Genomic DNA, 21,266 nt, shown 5'->3' on the forward strand with positions numbered 1-21,266 from the left:
CGCTCGAAGATCCACAAGCAAGGGATGGACGTCGTGCTGATTCGACTGCTCGGACCTGTCGAGGTGGAGCGTGAGGGCCGGCTGCAGCCGGTGCGCCCTCCGCAGGTCGCGCTCACGCTCGCGGCGCTCGCGTGGGAGGCCGGCCGGGTCGTGCCGGTCGAGTCGCTCCTTGCCCGCGTGTGGGGCGAGCAGGTTCCGACCGGCGCGCGGCGCACCCTTTACACCGTCATCACCCGCATCCGCCGCGAGCTCCTGAAGGATGACGGCGCCGTGGTCCACCGGCCCGGTGGCTACCTGCTCGACGTGGACGAGTCGGCGGTGGACGTGTCGCGGTTCCGGGGGCTCACCTTCCAGGCGATGGCGGAGCCGGACCCGGCGCCGCTGCTGGGCGAGGCTCTCGCGTTGTGGCGCGGCGACCCGCTGACCGGGCTGCCGGGCGGATGGGCCGAGCGGGCCCGCCACCGTCTGCGCGACGAGCGCAAGGAGACCACGCTGCGCTGGGCCCGGCTGGTGACCGGGCGCGACGCCGCGGCGGCCGTGGCGGCGCTGTCGCCGCTGGCCGACGAGTACCCGCTGGACGAGCTGCTGGCCAGCGCGCTGATCGAGGCCCTGCACGCCTGGGGAAGGACCGCCGAGGCCCTGGCGCACTTCGCCCGGGTACGGCAGACGCTCGCCGAGGAGCTGGGCGTCGAGCCGGGTACGGAGTTACGCCGCGTGCACCGGACACTGCTGCTGTCCGACGACGCGGCCGAGACCGTCCGCGTGGTCCCGGCCCAGCTGCCGGTCGACCTCAGGTGCTTCGTCGGACGGGAGGCCGAGCTGGAACGGCTGGCGGCGGTCGCGACCGGCGAACCGGCGGGCACCGCGGCGGTCTGCGCCATCTCGGGACCGCCGGGCGTGGGCAAGTCGTCACTCGCGCTGCGCTGGGCGCACCTGCATCGCGGCCACTTCCCCGACGGGCAGCTGTACGCCGATCTCAGCACGGTCGGCTCCGCCGACGCGGCGATGATCCTGCCCCGTTTCCTCGTCGCGCTCGGGGTCCCGGAAGCGCAGGTGCCGTCGGGTGTGGAGGCCAGGATCGGGCTCTACCGCAGCGTGCTGGCCCGCCGGCGGGTCCTCGTCCTGCTCGACGACGCGCGCGGCGCCGACCAGGTACGCCCGCTGCTGGCCGCCGCGCCGGGATGCCTGACGCTGGTGACCAGTCGCTCGGAGCTGTCCGGTCTCGCGGTCGCCGCGGGCGCCTCCCTGGTCGGGCTGGACGTCCTCCCGGATGACGACGCCTACCACCTCCTGGCCGCGCGGCTGGGCGAGCAGCGGCTGGTGGCCGAGCCGGAGGCCGCCGCGCTGATCATCCGCCAGTGCGGCCGGCTACCGCTCGCGCTGGCGATCGTCGCGGCGCAGCTCGCGCAGCGCACGGAGCTGCCGCTGGCCGAAGTCGCCGCGGACCTCTCGCGGGCCGGCGCGGATCTGGAGCCGTTCGCCCACAGCGACCCGGCGATCGACCTGCGCACCGTGTTCGGGCGGTCGTACCGGGACCTGCCCGAGCCCGCGATCCGGCTGTTCCGGCGCCTCGGGCGGCACCCCGGACCGCACGTGCCGCTCGCGGCGGCGGCGAGCCTGGCCGCCCTGCCGGTGGACCGGGCCAGGGAGCTGGCCGTGCGGCTCGACCGCGCCAGTCTGGTCGACATGCGTACGCCCGGCCGCCTGCGGTTGCACGACCTGCTGCGCGTGTACGCGTCGGAGCAGGAGCGCGCCGCCGACAGCCGGGCGGTGCGGCGTGGGGCGACGCGGCGGCTGCTGGACTACTACCTGCATTCGGCGTGCGCCGCGAGCGAGGCGTGCTACCCCCATCGCGAGAAGCTGGAACTACGGCCCCGGGCGCGAGGGGCAGCGGTGGAGCGGTTCGCCGGGCAGGCGGACGCCCTGCGGTGGTACGCCGACGAATGCGTGGCGCTCCCGGCGCTGCTGACGGAGGCGACCGAGGCCGGGCTGGACCGGTACGCGTACGAGCTGGCGTGGGCGTTCGCGGAGTTCATGCAGCGCCGCGGCCCGTGGGAGCAGATCCTGCGCGTGCAGGCCGTGGCGCTGGACGCGGCCGGCCGGGCCGGCGACCTGCTGGCCCAGGCCCGCTGCCACAACAGCATCGCGCGCGCCCATGCCAGGCTGGGCGGCCACAAGGAGGCGGTCGGGCACTTCGATCAGGCCGTCGGCCTGCACCGGCTCCTCGACGAGCCGGTCCTGGAGGCGCACGTCGAGCTGGGCCTGACGGTCTCGCTGGCCCAGATCCGCCCCGCCGAGGTGCTGGAGCACGCGGTGCGGGCGCGGGAGCTGTTCCGACGGGCCGGCGACGTCATCGGCGAGGCCAGGGCGCTGAACAACGCGGGCTGGTGGCGGGCCCAGGGCGGCGACTACGACGAGGCGCTGACCGACTGCCGCAGGGCGCAGCGCATCCTGGCCGAGTTCGGGTACGCCCAGGGCGAGGGGCACGCCTGGGACAGCATCGCGTACATCCTGCAGGTCAAGGGGGACTTCGCGCAGGCGGTGGCGTGCTACGAGCGGGCGGCGGAGTTGCTGCGCGGCTGCGACGACCTGCACCCGGCCGCCGAGACGCTGGTCCGCCTGGGCGAGACCCAGCTGCGGGCCGGTGACACCGCGGCCGCCCTCGCCGCCTGGGAACGAGCGGCGGAGTGCTACGACGCCGTCGGCGACGCGCAGGCCGGCAAGGTACGCGAGCGCATCGCCGCCCACGCCCCGCCCCCGGCGGCAGGCCGTTGAGAAATCATTGAGAAATCGCTGAGATCCCCGGCGCAGGCTGCGACGTGCGGCGGGACGACGGCGCAGGACGGCCGTGGCCCTGCCGCGCCGGGTGAGGGAGGGCCCACCCGGAACCCTGACAGGGAGGTTCAATGCGCGTCGTGACCAGAATGGCGGACCGGCTCCTGGAGCTGATCGCGCCGCACACCGCGGCTCGGGCGACCGACTGCGACTACCAGTGCTGCAACAGCTCCACCTGGAAGTACTGCTGCTACTACCCCAACGGCAGCCACCACTGCGGCGGCTGCGTGTCCACCACGTCCTGCCGGTAACCGGCACTTGTGATTGAACGGTGCCCGGCCGCGGACGGCCGCGGCCGGGCACATTCATGCCCTTTTCCACACGGAGGTGTCTTGTGCCCTACCTGGTCGCCATCATGGTCCTCGTCGGCGTCCTGTGTCTGGCGGACCTGCTGCTGACCCTCGGCGTGGTCCGGCGGATCCGGGAGCACACGAAGCTGATCGACGCGCTGTACGAGGTCGTCGGCGCGGGCGGCATGCCCGGAGCGGGCGCGAGCCTGCCCATCGGTGAGGCCGTCGGCGACTTCGACGCGACGACCGTGGACGACGTGCGCGTGACGCGGGACGGCCTGCCCGAGGGGACGGTCGTCGCGTTCCTGTCACCGGACTGCCGGGGCTGCCACGAGCAGCTTCCGGAGCTGACCTCCTGGGCGGCGCGCCATGACCGGTCACGGGTGCTCGCGGTGGTCGACGGCCGCTCGGGCGACCCCGCGGAGCTGGTCACGACGCTGTCACCCGTGGCGCAGGTGATCGTGGAGAAGACGTCGCCGCCGCAGGTCGCCGAGGCGTTCAAGGTGCAGGCCTTCCCGACCTTCTTCCAGGTGGCCGCGGGCGGCAAGCTCCTCGCCACGGCGCCTCGGGTCACTCGGCTGCCGGCCGGGGCGCCGGCGTGACCAGCCGCCGGCCGGGCGCCGTACCGACGCCCGCCGGCCTGGCGGGATGCGCGGCACGCGCGGCCCGGACGGTGTGGCGCTCGGCCCCGGCGCACCTCCTCGGATACCTGGCGGTCACCCTCGTGGGCGCCGCCACCCCGATCGCCCTGGCGTGGCTGACGAAGTCCGTGCTGGACGGGCTGGCGCACGGGCGGACCACCGCGCTGCTCGGCCTGGCGGTGGCGATGGCCGTCGTGACGACGGCCGCCGCGGCGGCGGCGCACGCCGCGCAGTACCTGCGTGCCGAGGTGGACCGGCGGACGGCGCTGCGGGCCAAGGACGAGCTGTTCGAGGCGGTGACCGGCTTCGCCGGACTGGCCGGCTTCGAGAGCCCCGCGTTCCTCGACCGGCTGCGCCTGGCCCAGCAGAGCGCCACCAACCCGGGCAGGCTGGTGGACACCGCGCTGTCCGCCGCGCGGAGCACGGTGATCGTCGCCGGGTTCGTCGGCTCCCTGTTGCTGATCAGCCCCTGGTTCACCGTGCTCGTCATGCTGTCGGCCGTACCCGCGCTGCTCATCGAGCTGCGCATGTCGCGGCAGCGGGTCGCCATGCTGTGGCGGATCGGGCCGGCCGAGCGCCGGGAGCTGTTCTACGCGCGCCTCATGTCCACGGCGGAGGCCGCCAAGGAGATCCGCCTCTTCGACCTCGGCGCCTTCCTGCGCCTTCGCATGCTGACCGAGCTGCGGACGGCCAACGCCGCGCGCCGCCGGATGGACCGGCGCGAGTTCGCCGTGCAGGCGAGCCTGTCGGGCGCCTCGGCGGGCGTGATCGGCGTGGGACTGGTCTGGGCGATCCTCGCGGCCGGCCGCGGCGAGCTCAGCGTGGGCGACGTGTCGATGTTCGTGGCGGCCGCCGCCGGGGTCCAGTCCGCGCTGAACATCATGGTGTCGGCCGGGGTGATGGCCTACGAGCAGCTGCTGACGTTCCACCATCATGTCTCGATCGTGACCGCCGGCCCCGACCTGCCCGTGCCGCGCTCCCCCAGGTCGCTCCCGCCTCTGCGCCGGGGCATCGAGCTGCGCGACGTCTGGTTCCGGTACAGCGAGGATCATCCGTGGATCCTGCGCGGCGTCGACCTGTTCATCCCGCACGGCTGCACGGTCGCGCTCGCCGGCCTCAACGGCGCCGGCAAGAGCACGCTGGTGAAGCTGCTGTGCCGGTTCTACGACCCGACGCGCGGAGCGATCCTGTGGGACGGCGTGGACATCCGCGACGTGCCGCCGGAGACGCTGCGCGCCCGGATCGGGGCGGTGTTCCAGGACTTCGTGGCGTACGAGCTGACCGCGGCTGACAACATCGCGGTGGGCGACCTGGGCGCCGCCCAGGACCGGACGCGTACCGAGCGGGCGGCGCGGGACGCCGGCGTCCACGACGCGGTCGCGGCTCTGCCGCGCGGCTACGACACGCTCCTGAGCCGCGAGTTCGCCCAGGACGCCGCCGACGATCAGGAGGACGGCGAGGGGGACGGCGTGCTGCTCTCCGGCGGGCAGTGGCAGCGGCTGGCGCTCGCGCGGGCGTTCCTGCGCAGCGACCGGGACCTGATGATCCTCGACGAGCCCAGCGCGGGCCTGGACCCCGAGGCCGAGTACGAGATACACAGCCGGCTCGCGCGGCTCAGGTCCGGCCGCACCAGCGTGGTGATCTCCCATCGCCTCGGCGCGGTCCGTGACGCCGACCGGATCGTGGTGCTGGCCGACGGCGTCATCATCGAGGAGGGCACGCACGCCACGCTGCTGGCGGACGGCGGCACGTACGCCCGGCTGTTCACCCGGCAGGCCAGCGGCTACCGGGACGACGCCCGACCGGCGGAGGCCGCTCGATGACCGGCCTGCCGGCAGGTGCGCTGGCCGGTGCGCTGACCGGTGCCTTCGTGCTCGCCGTCGTGCTCGCCGTCGCCTGGCTGCGCAGGCGGTACGTGGTGGTGACCGTTCAGGGGGAGAGCATGCTGCCGACGTACCGGCCGGGCGAGCGCCTGGTGGTCCGGCGGACGTCGGCCCGCTCCCTGCGCAGAGGGCAGGTCGTGGTGCTCACCGGCCTGGGCCACCGTCCGGCGCGCGACCGTGTGGGCGGGGTGCCCGCGCCGCGGCCGGCCGGGGACGAGCAGGGCATGGGCCCGCGCTGGATCATCAAGCGGGTCTCGGCCGTACCGGGTGACCCGATCCCGCGGGACACGGTGCCCCCGCTGCGAACCGCGCCCGGCACACACGTACCCGCCGGGCACCTGGTCGTGCTGGGCGACAATCCAGACCGTTCACACGACTCCCGCCATTCCGGATATATGACCACGGATCGCCTGCTCGGCGTGGTGCTGCGCAAGGTGGGACAGCCGTGATCGCTGGGTGTTCCGGCCATGCCTCCACGGGTAGCCCCAGGTCATGACCGGTAAGCGCAAGAAGGACGAACTCTCGGCAGGCGACGAGGTCACCTGGAAGAGCCACGGCTCGTCCACCTCGGGCAAGGTCGAGAAGAAGATCACGCAACGGACCGAGGAGGCGGGACGTACCGTGAACGCCTCGCCCGACGACCCGCAGTACCGCGTGCGCAGTGACAAGAGCGACCGGACCGCCGTGCACAAGCCGTCGGCCCTGCAGAAGAAGGACCGCCATGACTGACGACGAACGGGCGGTCAGCGCGGACTTCGACGAGGCGGTCAACATGACCGCCGCGGAGCTGGAACGCTGGCTCGGCACGAAGGAGTCCAGAAGCGTGGGGGACAAGTCCGGGGGCGGCGAGTCGACGGGCCACGCCTCCGGCCGCCGGATCGTCGAGATCCTGCGGACGAAGAAGAGCGACCTGGGGAAGGACGACTACGCCCACATGCGGAAGGTGACGGGTTACGTGCACCGCCATCTGGCGCAGCGTCCGTCCGGGGACGTCGAGCACACCGCCTGGCGGTACTCCCTCATGAACTGGGGACACGACCCGCTCAGGTAGGCGTTCCGGAGATGCCGGAGGTCACCGGCGGTTCCCGCAACCGCCAGCACTCCCGCAACGCGGAGCACTCCTGCAACGCCAGCACTCCCGCAACCCCCGGGCGGCCGTCCGTCCTCCCTCCACCTGCACGGCACAATGACGGCGTGACCCCCTTTGACGCTGTGCTCTGCGATCTCGACGGTGTGCTTCGCCAGTTCGACCATGCCGTCCAGGCCGACATCGAAGCCCGCTACGGCCTGCCTCTGATGCGGACCGCCTTCGACCCGGCCCTCATCGGCCCGGCCGTTCTCGGCGTGACGACCGAACGGGAGTGGGCGGAGGCGATCGCCGTGGCTCTGGGCGACGACGAGCGGGCCAGGCAGGCGGTGGCCGAGTTCATCGAGGTGCCGTTCTGGGTGGACGAAGAGGTGCGGGCGTTGCTGGCGAAGGCGCAGGAGCACGTGCCGGTGGTGCTGGTCACGAACGCCATGGACACCGTGGAGGAACATCTCGACCGGATGGGGCTGACCTACTTCGCCGACGCCCTGGTCAGCAGCGCGCGCGTCGGGCTGGCCAAGCCTGACCGCCGCATCTACGAGCTCGCGGCGGAGCTGGCCGGGGCCGCACCCGAGCGGTGCCTGTTCGTCGACGACCGGCTGGAGAACGTGGAGGCGGCCCGGTCACTCGGCATGACCGGAGTGCATTTCCGCACGGCCGCCGATCTCGCGGCGGCGCTCGGCCGGTAACGAGCCCAGCGCCAGGAACACCGGAACGCGCCGCTCCCGGCGAGCCTGTGCCGGGGACGCTGGGGCAGGACGGTCTCACCGCGTGGCCGAGGCGAAGGAGGCGCCGGCGTTGAGGCGGTCGATCAGGGACATGAGGCCCTGCCGGTCCCCGTGGGCCCGCAGCCAGCGGTTCACCTGGCAGGCGGACCGGGCGTACGTGGTGACGTCCTTGCTCGCCGCGGCCAGCCACTCCTCCAGCGTCACGGGCAGCGGCCCCGCCGGAGGCGTCGTGCAGCGGTCGCCGGAGCCCGCCGGGGCGAGGTAGCGGGGATCGTCCGAGACCACGACAGCCAGACCCTCGTCGAACCACTGCGGCACGTCCACGCCGGAGGAGAGGCGGGCGTGCAGCTCGACGTGGGACATCTCGTGGGAGGCGATCACGGCGTCGAGGCCCCGGGGTGACAGCATCACCGACCGGTTGAGAATCGCGATGCCGCGCTCCTTCTTCCCGCCGATGCGGGAGTAGCAGGCGTCGGTCACGCAGACGAGCAGGCGCGGAGAGCTGAGCGGCGTGCCGTAGAAGGACCCGATTCGGTCGCGGGCGCTCGCCACGGTACGGCGGATCTGCTCGCGCTGCGCGTCGGACAGGTCCTTCTCGGCGTACACGCCGGGCTCCAGCTCGGTCAGGCCGTAGCAGCCGGGGCAGGTGGTCGCCGCGACGGAGGGATAGGCCAGGGAGACTCCGGCGACGGCGGCCACGAGCAGCGCCGCCAGCACCGCGACGAGCCGTGCCCACCACTTGCGGGATCTCTTGCGCGGGGCGTGCACGTCCAGGTCCTCCCTGCTTGCCGAGCCGGTCTACCGGAGACACTCTGGCGGATTACCGCGGCCCCGCGCGTCAGACCACGGTTTGATATCCGGCCCGGACCCGCCACACCGCCGGGACCAGCAGGGTCGCGACCGTGAAGAGGACGCCGAGCGCCGCGCTGACCGCGAGCACCGTGCCGGCGCCCGCCACGGCCGCCAGGGGACCGGCCAGCCCCATGCCGACCGGGGCGGCCACCAGCGCCCCGAGCATGACGACGGAGCCGGCCCGCGCGACGACCTCCTCGGGCAGGCTCCGCTGGAGGGCGGTGGTCTGCAACACGTTGTAGACCACCAGTTGGAGGCCGGCCAGGCCCGCCGCGGGTACCAGCAGCCAGGTCGCGGCGGGCACGGCGAGCAGGGCGGGGAGCGGCGCCATCAGCAGGAAGAACGACAAGGCCGCGACCATGGGCCGCGCGGGCTTCCACCGAGCGGCGACGACGCCTCCCGCCAGCCCTCCGACGGCGTAGGCGATGCCGATCGCCGACCAGGCGGGCGCCCCGCCGAGATGCTCCTCGGCGACGTACGGGCCCAGCACCAGGACGGGCGACACCGCGATCAGGTTCGTGAGAGCGACATGGAGGATCCAGACCCACAGCCATGATCGCCTGCCGACCTCCCCGAGCCCCTCGCCGATGCTCGCCAGCAGGCCGGGGCGCCGCGCCGGTCGCTCCTCGGCGACCGCGCGGGGCAGGCGGCTCAGGAACGCCGCGCTGGTCAGGAACGTCAGCGCGTCGACGAGGACCGCCCATCCCGGCCCCACGGTCGCCACCAGCGCCCCGGCGGCGCCGAGCGCCACGATCGAGGTGGCGCTGCGCGACATCGAGAGCAGGGAGTTGGCCTCCTGCAGGAGGTTCTTGCCGGCCAGCGACATCACCAGCCCCACAGCGGCCGGGTTGAAGAGCGCGGATCCCATGCCGGCCAAGAGTTGCAGGCACACCAGCATCCAGACGTGAGCCGTCCCGGTGAGCAGCAGCGCCGCGGTGACCCCGTGCGCCAGGAAACGGACCACGTCGGCGAGGAGCATGACGCTCCGGCGCTGGAACCGATCGGCGAGCGCACCCCCCAGCAGGGTCAGCGCGATCACGGGAACGCGGGTGCTCAGCACGACGATCCCCAGGTCGGCCGGGGAGCCGGTGAGGTCGAGCACGGCGAACGCGATCGCCAGCGGCGTCAGCGCGTCCCCGAAGGAGGAGGCGGTCTGGCCGACGTAGTAGCGGCGGAAGTCCCCGACCTCCAGGGGCGCGGCCATCGCGCGTAACGTCGTGCGGCCGGGCTCGGTCACGGTGCGCCTCGCTTCCACCCGCGCGGTGGAGGCCGGGGCCGGGCGGGATCAGGCGTGGTCCGCCGCCGTCGCGGGCATCGATCGGAATGTCCGGCGCAGCATGCCAGCCGCCACCGACACTTCACGCTCCTATGAGGGGGCCCTCACCCGCCGTCACCGACGTCCACGGGCACCGCGGCGGGCCACTCGATCCGGGCGGACTCAGTACGAGGCAGACTGATCCGAAGGGCGGTCACGTGCCGCGATGGCCAGGGCGATGAACGAGCGGAAACGCGCGTACTCCTCTTGGTTCATCGTCAGTTTCACCCCGCCGTAGATGTCGTCGTTGCCCTGCCTGGCACCCAGGTGGACCTTGAAGCCGTCACCGTGCGGCCGGGCATCCACGCCGAGGAACGCCACGTGGTACCGCATGCCCTCCACAGCCCGGTGAAAGACCTCCAGGGTCCTGCCGTCCTGGACCAGGATGTAATCGCCGAGCTCGAACTCTGCCGCCATGGCTCCTCCTTCGTACCGTTCCGTATCGCCTGCGTCTCAGCTGCTGGGGACCAGCGCGTTCGCGCCGGGCGCGGGCCTGAACCCCTTGGCGATGAGCCAGACGGCGAGCGCCACCTCCCAGGCGAACACCGGGACGGCCGCGATCACCCCCCACACGGAGACCTGCTCGTACAGCCCGAACATCACCGCGGTCGCCGAAGCGAAGATGATCGGGCCGCCGGCGAGCCCCAGTACGGCGATGGGCCGCGGCACGCGCGCGGACCGGTACATCAGGTACGCCAGCAACAGCGTGTTCACGCCCAAGGCGATGTTGGGCCCGAACAGGAACGTCCCGTCATGAAGGGCCACCAGGGACCTGCCGACGGTGACGAGAGAGGCCGTGTCCGTGTCCGCGGCCCCCGCCAGGTCCTGTCTCAACGTCACGACCGAAAGGACGCTGACGATGCCGACGGCGATGGCCGCGGCTTCCATGAGACGGCCGCAGACATAGCCGAGGGCGACGGCCTCGTTCTGCGCCTTGAGGATGGGGAACAGCGTCACTCCGGTGCCGATGACGGCGATCACCAGGATCACCTCGGACAACGCCCCCAGGAGCACGCGGGTGTCGGCGCCGGGGCCGATGACGTAGTCGGGCGCGTTGACGACCGGGGCGTAGAGAGCCAGTGCCGCGATCCCGGTGATCTCGGTGAGGACGAAGAACACGCCCGCGACTAACGCGGCCTTTCTGGTCGAGCTCATCCGGACTCCTTTGTTCATGGCGGCCGCTCGGCGACCCGCTCAGGTGGACGGTGTACACCCACGCCGTCACGGTATGGTGTACGGCGTACGCTCGTCAAGGGGAAGGCGTCGGTCGACGCCTGTACGCGAGGAGGATGATCGAGACGGCTGAGCACCTGGACGTCGCGCGAAGGACTCCCCTCAGCAGGGACCGCGTGCTGCGAGCAGCCGTCGCGCTTGCCGACGACGTCGGGATCGAAGCCCTCAGCATGCGCACCCTCGCCCGCGAGCTGGGCGTCGTGCCGATGGCGCTCTACAAGCATGTGGCCAACAAGGAAGAGCTCCTGGACGGCATGGTCGACATCGTCGTCTGCGAGATCGACCCGCCTGTCCACGACGCCGACTGGAAGAGCGCGGTCCGGCAGAGGATCCTCTCGGCCCGGCGAGTGCTGCGACGTCATCTCTGGATGTCCCGCGCGATCGAGTCGCGGGCCAAGGCGACACCGGTCGTGCTGGAGTACATGGACTCGATGATCGGACTGTTCCGGGCCGGCGGCTTCTCCGTCGATCTCACCCATCATGTGATGCACGCCCTGGGCAGCCGCATGCTGGGGTTCAGCCAGGAGTTGTTCGACGACTCGCCGAGCGACCCGGAGAGCGCCGACCTGGACGCGCAAGCCGACATGCTGCGCGAGATGGCCGGCAGATACCCCCACATCGCGGAGGTGGCGATGGCGGCGGCTCACGACGAAGAGTCGGTCGTGGGCCAGGGGTGCGACGATCAGTTCGAGTTCGAGTTCGCCCTGGATCTGCTCCTGGACGGATTCGAGCGGCTCCACCGGCAGGGGTGGGGGCCCACCGGCCGTTCCCGGGACGACAGCGTGGCCTTCCCGGCCCAGGAGTGAAGGTCAGCCGCCGCGCGCGCCGGCTGACCGGGCCCCCGTCAGCCGGCGGGCAGTCCGGTCGAGGGGTCGATGGTGGTCGCGAAGACGTCGCCGTTGCCGGGCGCCGTGCCGTCCGCCGGGGTGCCGTAGGTCAGGCCGGAGACGGCCACCTTGCCCGAGGCGGTGGCGGCGGCGTACAGGTTGGGCTCGGCGAACGGGTCGACGGCGTCGTCCCTCGCCGTGCCGAACTGCGCGGCGCCGCGCTGCTCGCCCCTGCCGTCCAGCCGGACCGTCAGGACGTCGGCGCCGCCCGCCATGACGCCGACCCGGCCCCTGGTGTAGCCGACGACCTCGACCTCGCCGCCCGGCAACGGCGCCACGGCGGCACCCTCGTCGGCGGCCGGGGTGGCGAGGGCGGCGTTCCAGCGCTGCCGGCCCGCGCTGGTGTAGGCGGCGGCGAGCAGGTCGCCGCCGCTCCTCCCGGTGGCGACGGCCAGGCCCGCCGTGGTGACGGTCACCGCGTTCAGCCGGTCGTCGCCGGGTCCTCCGGCGCTGGTGGCCCACCGCCTGGTCCCGTCGGGCGCGTACCCGGCGATCCAGCCGTCGAGGCCGCCGAGGGCGTTCGTCCCGGGCAGGGCGGCGGTGGTGCTGCCGGTGACGTAGAGGTTCGTGGCGTCACCGGCCACGCCGTATGCCTTGTCCTCGCCCGCGCCGCCGTACTGGCGGACCCAGGAGAGAGTGCCGTCGGCGGCGAGGCGCGCGACCAGGGCGTCCTTGTCGCCGCTGTTGGGGCCGTCGAGCGACCCCTTGGTGTAGCCCGCCACGTAGGCGCCGCCGTCAGGAGCGGCGGTCAGGCCGTAGAGGCGGTCGGCCGCGCCGGGATCACCGAACTGGGTGATCCACCGGACGGTCCCGCTCGCGTCGAGCCGGGCCACGAACGCGTCGTCGGCGGCGTTGCCGGGGTGGCGGCCGTCCAGATCGCCCTTCGTGTACCCGGCGGCGAGCACGCCTCCGTCGGGCAGCGCCGCCACGCCGTACAGGCGCTCGTCGGCCGCGGTGCCGAGCTGCCTGGTCCAGGTGCGGGCGCCCGTGCTGGTCAGCACCGCGTCGAGGCGGCCCGCGTACGGCTGGCCGGCCACCGGGCCGCCGGCGGCGAAGCCGGTGGTGACCGTTCCGTCGGCGTGGGCCGCGACGCCGCCGGCCCAGTCGGCGGCGGCCGTTCCCAGCAGCGGAGCGGGCAGGCCGGCGGGCGGAGTGACGCTCAGGCCCGGGCCGAGCTCGGCCATCGCCTGCTCGAACGCGGGTGACCAGACGGTCCAGTCATGGCCGCCGTCGAGGACGCGGAGCTGCGCGGAGACCGCCTGCGACCGCCGGGCGGCGTTGTAGAGCGCCGCGGACTCGAAGTCCAGGTCGTGGTGCGCGTCGGCGGGGGCGGGGTTGGCGTACTCGTCGTCGCCGACGGCCACGAAGAGCCGTACGGGCCGGTCGGCGTCGAGCTTCGGCAGCAGGGCCGGATAGTTCAGCTCCTGGTACACGTCGTCGGCGAACTTCTGGGCGCCGCTGCCGAACGCCCCGTAGTCGCGGGCGGAGGAGTCGGACGGGGGCAGCGGCGTGTAGACGGCCGGGCTGAGGACGACCGCGGCGCTGAACAGGTCCTGGTGGGCGAGCGCGAAGCGCAACGCGCCGGCCCCGCCCATCGAGTAGCCGCCGATCAGGCGGGCCTCGCGGATCGGCGCCGTGCGGTAGGTCGCGTCCACGTACGCCACCAGGTCACGTGTCAGCGCCGTCTCCACCGGGCGACCCGGCAGGTCGGCGCCGGTGTAGCGGGAGTCGACGTACCAGCTTCCGCGCTCGCTCCACGGCGCGTCCGGCATGACGGCGATGACCGGCGGTATCCGTCTGGTCCGGATCATCTGGTCGAGGGTGTCCTTGACGCGGGTCCATGCCTGCATCGTGTCGCCCCGGCCGTGGAGCAGGTACAGCACCGGGTGGCGGTCCTTGCCGGTCTCGTACCCGTACGGCAGGTAGAGGTTGAACGCGATGTCCTCCCCCAACGCCTTCGAGGGTGCCGAGCCGGTGGTCAGGGTTCCGCCCTTCGGCGCCCGCACGACCGCCTCACCCGGCACGGCCAGCAGCAGGACCATCGCGAGGGCGGCGAGCAACCCGGCGCCACTCCACCTGGGCATGGGCATCGGCACTCCCGTAAACGTTTACAGCTTGGACGTTCTTGTTTCAGGAGAGTTTCATGGTGCGGAAGGTACGGTGTCAACGGTCCGTATGTCACGAAAAGCCCGAGTTCCTGGACGGGACTCGGGCCTTCTGCGACGGCCTGGCTTCACGCGGCGGGCAGGCTCTTCCAGAAGCGGTAGTCGTGGTCCTCGGCGAACGCGGTGCGGCGCCAGGCGCCCGACGTCAGCGACTGCACGTACTGTCCGTCCCGGAACGAGGGCCAGCCGGTGCGGCCGTCGGCGGCGAAGCCGGTCCACACGCCGATCAGCCGGTCACCGAGCCGGGCCTGCGCGGGGGTCAGCTCGCCGAACAGCTTCATGTCGAAGAGGTAGGGCAGCTCTGCCATGTGCTGGGCGCGGGCGGGGAAGCTCGGGGCGGGGTAGCCGGCGAACCAGGGCGTGTCACGCTCGGCGAACTCGTACATCCGCGTGGGCGTCCAGCGGGCCAGCAGGCGGGCGGTGTCGAGCGACGGGACCGACCACGCCGAGTCGGTGCCGAGGGCGGCCAGCGCCTGGCCGGCGGAGTCGTACCTGCTCAGCGGGTAGCGCCGGAGCACCTCGTCGGCACGCTCGCCGAACCGCTTCCTGACGGCCGGCGCGTACTCCTCGTCCTTCATGGGCGCGCCGCCCGGGGCGAGCTCCAGCCCGAGGACCATGCCGTTCTCCTCGTCGTGGTTGACGCCGACGAGGACGGGCACGCGGTTGAACCGGCCGGTGCGCAGGGCCTCGGCCGGGGTGAGCGGCAGGACGGCGGTGCCGGAGACGGGGCGGGGCTCGTTGAAGGCGCCGTAGGCCTTCAGCAGGGTCGCGGCCGGGACGTGGCGCAGGCACCCCGCCACGTCCTCCTTCCCGTCGCAGCCGACCGCCTCGACCACGCGGTCGCTGTCGGCCTTCGCCTCGGCCATGGTGCGCGAGCCGCCGGTGGCGCACGGCGAGCTCTGCACGATCGCCCGATCGAACAGTCCGGCCGACCGCGGGGACGCCAGGTGGTCGCAGACCGCGTACCCGCCGCCGGACTGGCCGGCGATGGTGACGTTCCCGGGGTCGCCGCCGAAGGCCGCGACGTTCTTGCGGACCCAGCGCAGGGCCGCCTGCTGGTCCTGCAGGCCGAAGCTCCCCCCGCCGCCGACCGCGTCGTTCGCGAGGAACCCCATGACGCCGAGGCGGTAGTTCATGGACACGACGACGGCGCCGCCCGCGGCCAGCCGTTGCGGGCCGTACATGTCGCCCGTGCCGTACATCAGGCTGCCGCCGTGAATCCAGACGATCACCGGCAGCCGGCCCGTGGCGCGGGTGGGGGCGGTGACGTTGAGGTACAGGCAGTCCTCGTTGTCGCTGGGGACCCCGATCGGATAACCCACCGGCTGCGCGCAGGCCCCGCCGGGGGACGTGGCGTCGCGCACGCCGCTCCACGGGGTGACGGGCGCGGGTGACGTCCAGCGCCTCTCACCCACGGGCGGCGCCGCGTACGGAATGCCCTGGAAGCTGCGCACCCGCGCTCCGGCCACCCCTCTCACCAGGCCGTCCGCGGTCTTCACCACCGGTGCCGCTGCTTGGACGGGGGCGGCGATCGCAGGCGCGGCCGTCACCAGCCCGCCGACGAGCCCGAACATCACGATCATCTGCTTGCGCACGGTTCTCTCCTCATTCCGATCACTGATCTTTCCGACGACGCATCTCGCTGATCGCTGACCGTACACGGTTTTTATGCGATCGCATAATGCGTTCGCATGAATAAATTCGCTGGTATGCTCGGGCGCATGGGGAACCGGGAAGATCTCTTCGCCGCCGCGAAGCGCTGCCTGCTGGAGAAGGGCTACGACCGCTCCAGCGTCCGCGACATCGCCTCGGCCGCCGGGGTCAACATGGCGGCCATCGGCTACCACTACGGGTCGCGGGAGAAGCTGCTCAACCAGGCGCTGTTCGCGCTGCTCGACGAGTGGGGCGACGCGATGGGCCGGGTGCTCGACCCTGACGTCGGCCTCGTCGGCATGTGGGAGAACCTGCTCGGGCGATTCGCCGGCGACCAGGCCCTCTGGCTGGCCTCCGTGGAGCTCTTCCTGCAGGCCCAGCGCCGCCCCGACCTCCGCGACCAGCTCGCCCAGGGCACCAGGGAGGGCCGCCGCGGCATGGCCGCGATCCTGGAGAACGTGCCGGAGGACGAGGTCCCGGAGCGGGCCGTCCGCACCGTCGGCATGGTGCAGATGGCACTGATGTCCGGTCTGATGATCCAGAGCCTCAGCGACCCGGACAACGCCCCCACGGCGGCCGAGGTGCTGGAGGGCCTGCGAGCCCTGGTGGCTCTCGCCGAGAAGTGACGGGCCGGCGCCTCAGCCGGCGCCTTCGCGCAGGACCTCCCAGTCGAGCTCACCGGCCACGGCCCTGGGCTTCCAGTAGCCGATGGAGCCGCCTGTCTCCAGGGCGTCGGCGGTGGCCTTCAGCAGGGCGTGGTACGAACGGATCCGGACCCCTCCCGGTCTGAACCTCATGCTGCCCTCGTGGTCGGTCTCGCCGACGTCGCCCTTCACCGAGTCGATCACGAGGTGGTCGCCCGTCCCGCTGGCGCCGAAGGGCAGCATCCGCCCGTCCCACCAGTCCATACGCGGATCCGCGAACTCGGCGTCGCCGTCGATCTCGCACAACCCCCGCCACGTGTCGCGGATGTCCAGGACGGCCATGTTCGAGTTGCCCAGGAAGCCGAAGCCCCACGTGCCGTTCGTCATGACGGCCCCGTCGTGCCGCAGGAGCGAGGCCCGCAGGTCGTCGGGGAACCGCAGGCCCGTCGACGCCTCCGCCGCCGCGACGGCCTCGGGCTTCGCGGGCCTGCCGAGCGTGCGGTAGCTCCGGGGGGCGTTGGCCTTCAGCCACACCTCGATCCGCCGCCACTGCCGGTTCACCGCCCGGGCCACCTTCGGGTCGGGCTTCCGGACGCGCGGGCGGGCGTCCCCGGGCAGGCAGTCCGCATCGGGATCCGACGCGTCCTCAGCGACCGGGTCCTCCGTGACCGGGTCCTCCGTGACCGGGTCCTCCGTGACCGGGTCCTCCACGACCGGGAGCTGGTCGCCGGTCGGCGCGTCCTCCGGCCGGACCGTGGCGAAGAAGCAGGCGACGTGGCCGTCCGGGGAAGTCCCGTCACACGACTCGTCCCCGTACGCGGGCCCGTACTCCCACCCAAACGCGGCCTCGACGCTCGTCTCCTCCCGGGTCCCTCCCCCGGTCTCCTTGGAGAACACCGCGAGCTCGAGGACCTGAGTACCGGCGGCGAGCAGGAGCAGTGCGAGTCCGGCCACGCCCCAGCGGGCCAAGCGGCGCCGGGCCGCCTCGTCCAACGGCCCCCTCGGCTCACCTGCCGCGAAGAACGAGGTGAACGCGGGACGGTCGAAGAGGGACGGCCGGGCGGCGTACCGCGCGAGGTCGTCGGCGGTGGGGGTGCCGAGGACCGGCACCGGGGGCCACCGGACCACGGCCGCGGCCGGAAGAGCGGCCGGAAGAGGGGGCTCGTCGCCCCGCCGGGCCACGCGCCACCGCCCGGGCCGGCGGCGGGAGCGCGTGATGACCACGATCGCCACCGCTGCCACCGCGACGGCCAACAGCGCACGCCATAACCCGCGAGAAGTGATCATTCGCCGCACGTCCGGCAGAGTACCCGCGATCAGCCCGAGCCGGGCGCCATAGCGCGCCTGCCGGTGAGAACCACGATGCCGCCGATGACCGCGAGGCCCGTCAGCACGGAGCCGAAGACGGTCGCCCCGGTGGTCAGACCGGCGGCGTCGCTGAGGTAGCCGGCCGCTACGGGCAGGGCACCGGCGGGCAGGTAACCGCCGACGTTGAGGGCGGCGTTGGCCTCGGCCAGACGCCGGGGCGGGACGCCGGAGTTGAGCAGGGACAGGCCGCCGAGCTGCCCCATGCCCTGGCCCGCGCCCGCCAGCAGGGCGGAGGCGATGAGCGCCGCGACCGAGGAGGCGTGCACCGCGACGACCAGGGTCACCATGCTCGCCGTGGTGCTCGCGGCGCCGGCGATCAGGATGACGTGCCGGTCCAGCCGCTGGACGGCGAACTGGATCCCCGTGGCGGCGAGGAACATCACGAACGCCATGGCACCCGCGACGATGCGGCTGGTCGTACCCAGCAGAGCGGACAGCAGCGAAGGCCCCAGGGACAGCACGAACGAGGTGGCGGTGATGCCGGGAGCGAACACAGCGATGCCGGGAACGAGCCGCGCCCCGGCGCCGCGGGGAACGCGCGGGACGCGTACCCAGGCGCCGGAGCCCGGCCCGGCCGGGCGGGACACGGGCATGCGCGACACCGCGAGGACGGCGGTCACCAGCAGCGCGGCCTCGACGATGAAGACGGTGACGGTCGGGCCCGGCACGGTCTCCGACAGCACACCCGCCAGCAGCGGCCCCAGTCCCGCGCCGAACACCATCGAGCAGGAGGCGAGCAGCGCGGCCGGCCGCCTGCGCTCCGGTCCGGCCACGTCGGTGACCGCGGCCATGCCGGCCGAGACGACGGCGCCGACGGCGACGCCGGTGAACAGGCGGGCCACGATCAGCGCGGCCACGCCCTGGGCGGTCGCGAAGATCGCGCAAGCGGCGAGGGCGAGACCGAGCGCGGGCAGCAGCACGGCTCTGCGTCCGAGCCGGTCGGAGAGCACGCCGGAGACGAGCAGGGACCCGAGCAGCCCGACGATGTAGAAGGCGAAGACGACGGTGAGCGTGCCCTTGGAGAAGCCGATGTCGCGCTGCCACAGCACGTACAGCGGGGTCGCCGCGTTGGACAGCACGAAGACGGCGCTGACGGGCCAGGCGGCCAGCCATATCCACCAGGCCGGAGCCGGGCGGGGGTGACGGGCACCGGCCCCCCGCCGCCCACGGACCGCGATCGAACTCTCTGACACGGCACTCTCCCATCAGTACGAAAAAAGTCGAACCAGTACGAATGGAATCGAACCTAACATCCAGTACGATTGGAGTCGAACTACGGGATCCCGTCACGAGGAGTCGCCTGTGCCACCGACCGTGGCCACCACACCCGCCCGCGCCACCGCGTCCGCCACCACGCCCCCCGTCACGGCCGCCATCAAGGAGCTGCCGGAGCCACCCGGCCTGCCCGAACCGCTGCCGGAGCCGGCACCCCAGGACCTGCGCCTGGAGGTGGTCCTCGGCGCGCTGAGCGACCCGCTGCGCCTGCGCATCGTGCGCAAACTGCTGCTGGAACGCGAGCGGTTCGACCACCCCTGCGGCTGGTTCGGCCTCGACCGCCCCAAGTCGTCGCTCAGCCACCATTTCAAGGCCCTGCGCGAGGCCGGGATCATCAGGCAGCGCCAGTACGGCCTGGAGCGCCGCAGCCACGTACGCACGGCCGACCTCGAAGCCCGCTTCCCCGGCCTGCTGGACCTGGTCGCGGCCTGGACGCCGGCTCGCTGACGTCCACCGGCGGGAGCGGGCGTCTTGCCGCCATGCCGGGCTTCTGGCACGTTGTCCGCCATGCCCGCCGCATCACCGACCGCGTCTCCGGGGTGCCCTTCCCCGCCTCCGCCGTCCCCCTCACCCGCTCCGACGCCCCGCGGCTGTACGCGCTCGTAGACCGCATCGGCGCGGACCTGGGGGCGCCGAGAACGGACCTGATCGCCATCAGCGGCGCGGTCAACGCCTCGTTCCGCACGTACGGCCGGCGGCGCAGGCACCTGGTGGAGATCGGCTACCCGCTCTGGCTGCTCCTCGGCCCGCAGGAACGCGTCGCCCTCCTGGCCCACGAGATGGCCCATTCCAGCAACGGCGACGCCAGGCACGGCCTCGTCGTCGGCAGCGCGCTCCACTCACTCCACGAGCTCCGCCTGTTCGCGAGCTTCGGATGGCAGCCCGGTGACGGCGTGTCGGCCTTCATCACCGAGTGCCTCCACGCCCTCCTGGGCATCCCGGTCCGCGGTGTGATCCTCCTGCAGGAGCTCCTGCTGTACCGCTCCTCCCAGCACGCCGAATACCGTGCCGACGAGATGCAGGCCCGGACAGCCGGCACCGAATCCGTCGGCCGCTTCCTCGGCTCCAGCGCGGTGGCCGTCGGCACCGGAAACCTGTGGGCGGCCCTCCGGTCCACCGTGGACGCCGTCCCGGACGCCGAGCTCGAACGACGCCGCGAGGCCGCCCGCGCCGAGAGGACCCGGGTGGACACGACTCATCCCCCGACGCACCTACGCGTGCGACGCCTCCTGGCCCTGCCGTACACGCGGCCCCGGGTGTCCGCCCCGCCCATGGAACAGATCGAGGAAGAACTGCAGAAGGCAGCCGAAAGCGTGGCCCGGAGTCTGCGGGAGAACGCCGAGGCCGCCCTCTACCGATGAGGCGTCACAGGCGTGTGGCGGCGTGGTACTGGTGGATGAGCCAGGCGCCCCCTGCCTGTTCGGCCACGACGGACAGGCGTACCAGGTGGGTGCCACCCGTGGGCGCGGTGAACGTCACCTCCGCGAATCCGTGCACGACGGTCTGCCCCAGCCGGGCGGCGGACACCACCGTGACCTGCGCCGTCGTACCGGGAGCGGCCTTGTCGTAATACTCGAAGATCTCGCCCGGACCATGTCGCAGCCGTGGACTGATGCCCTGAAAGAGTGCGTTCTGGCTGAACAGGGCGACCATCTCGGCCGGCCGGTGTCCGTCGAAGGCCCGCCGCCAGTCGTCCAGCAACCCGGCGAGAACGTCGGCGGCCGCGGCGCCGGTCATCGCGAGCGCCCAGCGTGCAGAGCCTCCTCTTCCCATTCCTGCCGTGGCTGCGTGTGCAGCCGCCAGTAGTGCTCGGCGATGTCGTCCGGGTCGAAGTCGGTACCCGGGGCGACCGGGCCGGCCACGGTGACGCTCGCCACATGCACCCCGGCGGGTCCGTACGCCTGGTCGAGCAGCGTGACCAGGGTCCGGACGCCTGCCTTGCCCAGCGAGAGGCTCACGTACTCCGGCTTGGGCTCGGGCATGCCCCCCGTGATGAGGAACGTCCCGCTGCCGCGTGCCGCCATGGCGGGCGCGACGTGAGCCGCGGCGTTGAGGGCGCCGACCACGTTGACCGCCCATGCCTCCATGTGACCGCGTACCGACAGCTCGCCCGGCGCGTCCGCCCGGATGATCGCGGCGTTGTACACGACGACGTCCGGCACGCCGTGCGCGCCGGCGGCCTTGTCCAGCGCGGCGGTCAACCCGGCCTGGTCGGCGCTGTCGGCCTGCAGCACGACCACCGGGACACCGCTGGGAGCCACCGCCTCGGCCGCGGCACGCAGCGTCCGCTCGCTCCGGGCGATCAGCGCGATCGGCAGGCCCTCCCGGGCGAACCGGCGGGCCACCGCCTGCCCGATCCCGGGACCCGCACCGATGATCACTGCACCTGACATCGACAGCTCCTCATTTC

At 72.8% G+C, this 21,266-nt stretch carries 22 protein-coding genes; 12 read left to right on the plus strand and 10 right to left on the minus strand.

Annotation, left to right across the window (positions count from 1 at the left end):
- The first annotated feature begins 33 nt into the window (after window positions 1–33).
- From ACIBG4_RS15790 to ACIBG4_RS15825, 8 genes are all read left to right on the plus strand, one after another.
- Window positions 34–2,775: a BTAD domain-containing putative transcriptional regulator gene (locus ACIBG4_RS15790; protein WP_397202363.1), complete on the plus strand. Its 2,742-nt coding sequence runs from the start codon at window positions 34–36 to the stop codon at window positions 2,773–2,775.
- A 140-nt stretch (window positions 2,776–2,915) separates the two neighbouring features.
- Window positions 2,916–3,086, plus strand: a complete 171-nt coding sequence (locus tag ACIBG4_RS15795; RefSeq protein WP_310709598.1) for a hypothetical protein — start codon at window positions 2,916–2,918, stop codon at window positions 3,084–3,086.
- 83 nt (window positions 3,087–3,169) lie between these two features.
- Entirely contained in the window at window positions 3,170–3,727 is a 558-nt protein-coding gene (locus tag ACIBG4_RS15800; protein ID WP_310709597.1) for a hypothetical protein, read from the plus strand.
- On the plus strand, window positions 3,724–5,589 hold the full coding sequence (locus ACIBG4_RS15805; RefSeq protein WP_397202364.1) for an ABC transporter ATP-binding protein: 1,866 nt from the start codon (window positions 3,724–3,726) through the stop codon (window positions 5,587–5,589). The genes ACIBG4_RS15800 and ACIBG4_RS15805 overlap by 4 nt, the downstream gene beginning before the upstream one ends.
- Window positions 5,586–6,098: a S26 family signal peptidase gene (locus ACIBG4_RS15810; RefSeq protein WP_397202365.1), complete on the plus strand. Its 513-nt coding sequence runs from the start codon at window positions 5,586–5,588 to the stop codon at window positions 6,096–6,098. Before ACIBG4_RS15805 ends, ACIBG4_RS15810 begins: the two co-directional genes overlap by 4 nt.
- Window positions 6,099–6,141: 43 nt before the next feature.
- Window positions 6,142–6,378 (plus strand): DUF2945 domain-containing protein, encoded by a 237-nt coding sequence (locus ACIBG4_RS15815; RefSeq protein ID WP_397202366.1) that lies wholly within the window; start codon window positions 6,142–6,144, stop codon window positions 6,376–6,378.
- On the plus strand, window positions 6,371–6,700 hold the full coding sequence (locus ACIBG4_RS15820; protein ID WP_397202367.1) for a DUF3140 domain-containing protein: 330 nt from the start codon (window positions 6,371–6,373) through the stop codon (window positions 6,698–6,700). Before ACIBG4_RS15815 ends, ACIBG4_RS15820 begins: the two co-directional genes overlap by 8 nt.
- A gap of 143 nt (window positions 6,701–6,843) precedes the next feature.
- Entirely contained in the window at window positions 6,844–7,425 is a 582-nt protein-coding gene (locus tag ACIBG4_RS15825) for an HAD family hydrolase (protein ID WP_397202368.1), read from the plus strand.
- Between the two features lie 75 nt (window positions 7,426–7,500).
- Here ACIBG4_RS15825 and ACIBG4_RS15830 read toward each other — a convergent pair whose 3' ends face one another.
- The 4 genes from ACIBG4_RS15830 to ACIBG4_RS15845 all read right to left on the minus strand — a co-directional run bounded on the left by ACIBG4_RS15830 (window position 7,501) and on the right by ACIBG4_RS15845 (window position 10,786).
- Entirely contained in the window at window positions 7,501–8,232 is a 732-nt protein-coding gene (locus ACIBG4_RS15830) for a hypothetical protein (protein WP_397202369.1), read from the minus strand.
- Window positions 8,233–8,302: 70 nt separating this feature from the next.
- Window positions 8,303–9,553, minus strand: a complete 1,251-nt coding sequence (locus tag ACIBG4_RS15835; protein WP_397202370.1) for an MFS transporter — start codon at window positions 9,551–9,553, stop codon at window positions 8,303–8,305.
- A 201-nt stretch (window positions 9,554–9,754) separates the two neighbouring features.
- Complete coding sequence (locus tag ACIBG4_RS15840; protein WP_397202371.1) at window positions 9,755–10,048, minus strand: hypothetical protein; 294 nt, start codon at window positions 10,046–10,048, stop codon at window positions 9,755–9,757.
- A 36-nt stretch (window positions 10,049–10,084) separates the two neighbouring features.
- Window positions 10,085–10,786 carry a DUF4386 domain-containing protein gene (locus ACIBG4_RS15845; protein ID WP_397202372.1) on the minus strand — a complete coding sequence of 234 codons (702 nt, stop codon included), beginning with the start codon at window positions 10,784–10,786 and terminating at the stop codon, window positions 10,085–10,087.
- A gap of 134 nt (window positions 10,787–10,920) precedes the next feature.
- Between ACIBG4_RS15845 and ACIBG4_RS15850 the strand changes: the two genes are divergently transcribed.
- Entirely contained in the window at window positions 10,921–11,670 is a 750-nt protein-coding gene (locus ACIBG4_RS15850) for a TetR/AcrR family transcriptional regulator (RefSeq protein WP_397202373.1), read from the plus strand.
- 38 nt (window positions 11,671–11,708) lie between these two features.
- Here the strand turns inward: ACIBG4_RS15850 and ACIBG4_RS15855 are convergent, their stop codons facing one another.
- Both ACIBG4_RS15855 and ACIBG4_RS15860 read right to left on the minus strand, forming a co-directional pair.
- On the minus strand, window positions 11,709–13,835 hold the full coding sequence (locus ACIBG4_RS15855; RefSeq protein WP_397202374.1) for an alpha/beta hydrolase-fold protein: 2,127 nt from the start codon (window positions 13,833–13,835) through the stop codon (window positions 11,709–11,711).
- Window positions 13,836–13,984: 149 nt separating this feature from the next.
- A complete protein-coding gene (locus tag ACIBG4_RS15860) occupies window positions 13,985–15,511 on the minus strand; it encodes a carboxylesterase/lipase family protein (protein ID WP_397202375.1) in 1,527 nt (508 codons plus the stop codon).
- Between the two features lie 126 nt (window positions 15,512–15,637).
- Between ACIBG4_RS15860 and ACIBG4_RS15865 the strand changes: the two genes are divergently transcribed.
- Window positions 15,638–16,195: a TetR family transcriptional regulator gene (locus tag ACIBG4_RS15865; protein ID WP_310709585.1), complete on the plus strand. Its 558-nt coding sequence runs from the start codon at window positions 15,638–15,640 to the stop codon at window positions 16,193–16,195.
- A gap of 12 nt (window positions 16,196–16,207) precedes the next feature.
- Here the strand turns inward: ACIBG4_RS15865 and ACIBG4_RS15870 are convergent, their stop codons facing one another.
- Together ACIBG4_RS15870 and ACIBG4_RS15875 are read right to left on the minus strand one after the other, a co-directional pair.
- Complete coding sequence (locus ACIBG4_RS15870; RefSeq protein WP_397202376.1) at window positions 16,208–17,467, minus strand: SMI1/KNR4 family protein; 1,260 nt, start codon at window positions 17,465–17,467, stop codon at window positions 16,208–16,210.
- Between the two features lie 62 nt (window positions 17,468–17,529).
- Complete coding sequence (locus tag ACIBG4_RS15875) at window positions 17,530–18,774, minus strand: MFS transporter (protein WP_397202377.1); 1,245 nt, start codon at window positions 18,772–18,774, stop codon at window positions 17,530–17,532.
- 181 nt (window positions 18,775–18,955) lie between these two features.
- Between ACIBG4_RS15875 and ACIBG4_RS15880 the strand changes: the two genes are divergently transcribed.
- Together ACIBG4_RS15880 and ACIBG4_RS15885 are read left to right on the plus strand one after the other, a co-directional pair.
- On the plus strand, window positions 18,956–19,303 hold the full coding sequence (locus ACIBG4_RS15880) for an ArsR/SmtB family transcription factor (protein ID WP_397202506.1): 348 nt from the start codon (window positions 18,956–18,958) through the stop codon (window positions 19,301–19,303).
- 32 nt (window positions 19,304–19,335) lie between these two features.
- On the plus strand, window positions 19,336–20,217 hold the full coding sequence (locus tag ACIBG4_RS15885; RefSeq protein ID WP_397202378.1) for a M48 family metallopeptidase: 882 nt from the start codon (window positions 19,336–19,338) through the stop codon (window positions 20,215–20,217).
- 4 nt (window positions 20,218–20,221) lie between these two features.
- Here ACIBG4_RS15885 and ACIBG4_RS15890 read toward each other — a convergent pair whose 3' ends face one another.
- Together ACIBG4_RS15890 and ACIBG4_RS15895 are read right to left on the minus strand one after the other, a co-directional pair.
- Complete coding sequence (locus ACIBG4_RS15890; RefSeq protein WP_397202379.1) at window positions 20,222–20,593, minus strand: SgcJ/EcaC family oxidoreductase; 372 nt, start codon at window positions 20,591–20,593, stop codon at window positions 20,222–20,224.
- A complete protein-coding gene (locus ACIBG4_RS15895; protein WP_397202380.1) occupies window positions 20,590–21,249 on the minus strand; it encodes an SDR family NAD(P)-dependent oxidoreductase in 660 nt (219 codons plus the stop codon). Before ACIBG4_RS15895 ends, ACIBG4_RS15890 begins: the two co-directional genes overlap by 4 nt.
- Between the last annotated feature and the right edge of the window lie 17 nt (window positions 21,250–21,266).

Origin of the sequence: Nonomuraea sp. NPDC050383 (genome assembly GCF_044459125.1) — a bacterium.
Classification (GTDB): Bacteria; Actinomycetota; Actinomycetes; order Streptosporangiales; family Streptosporangiaceae; genus Nonomuraea.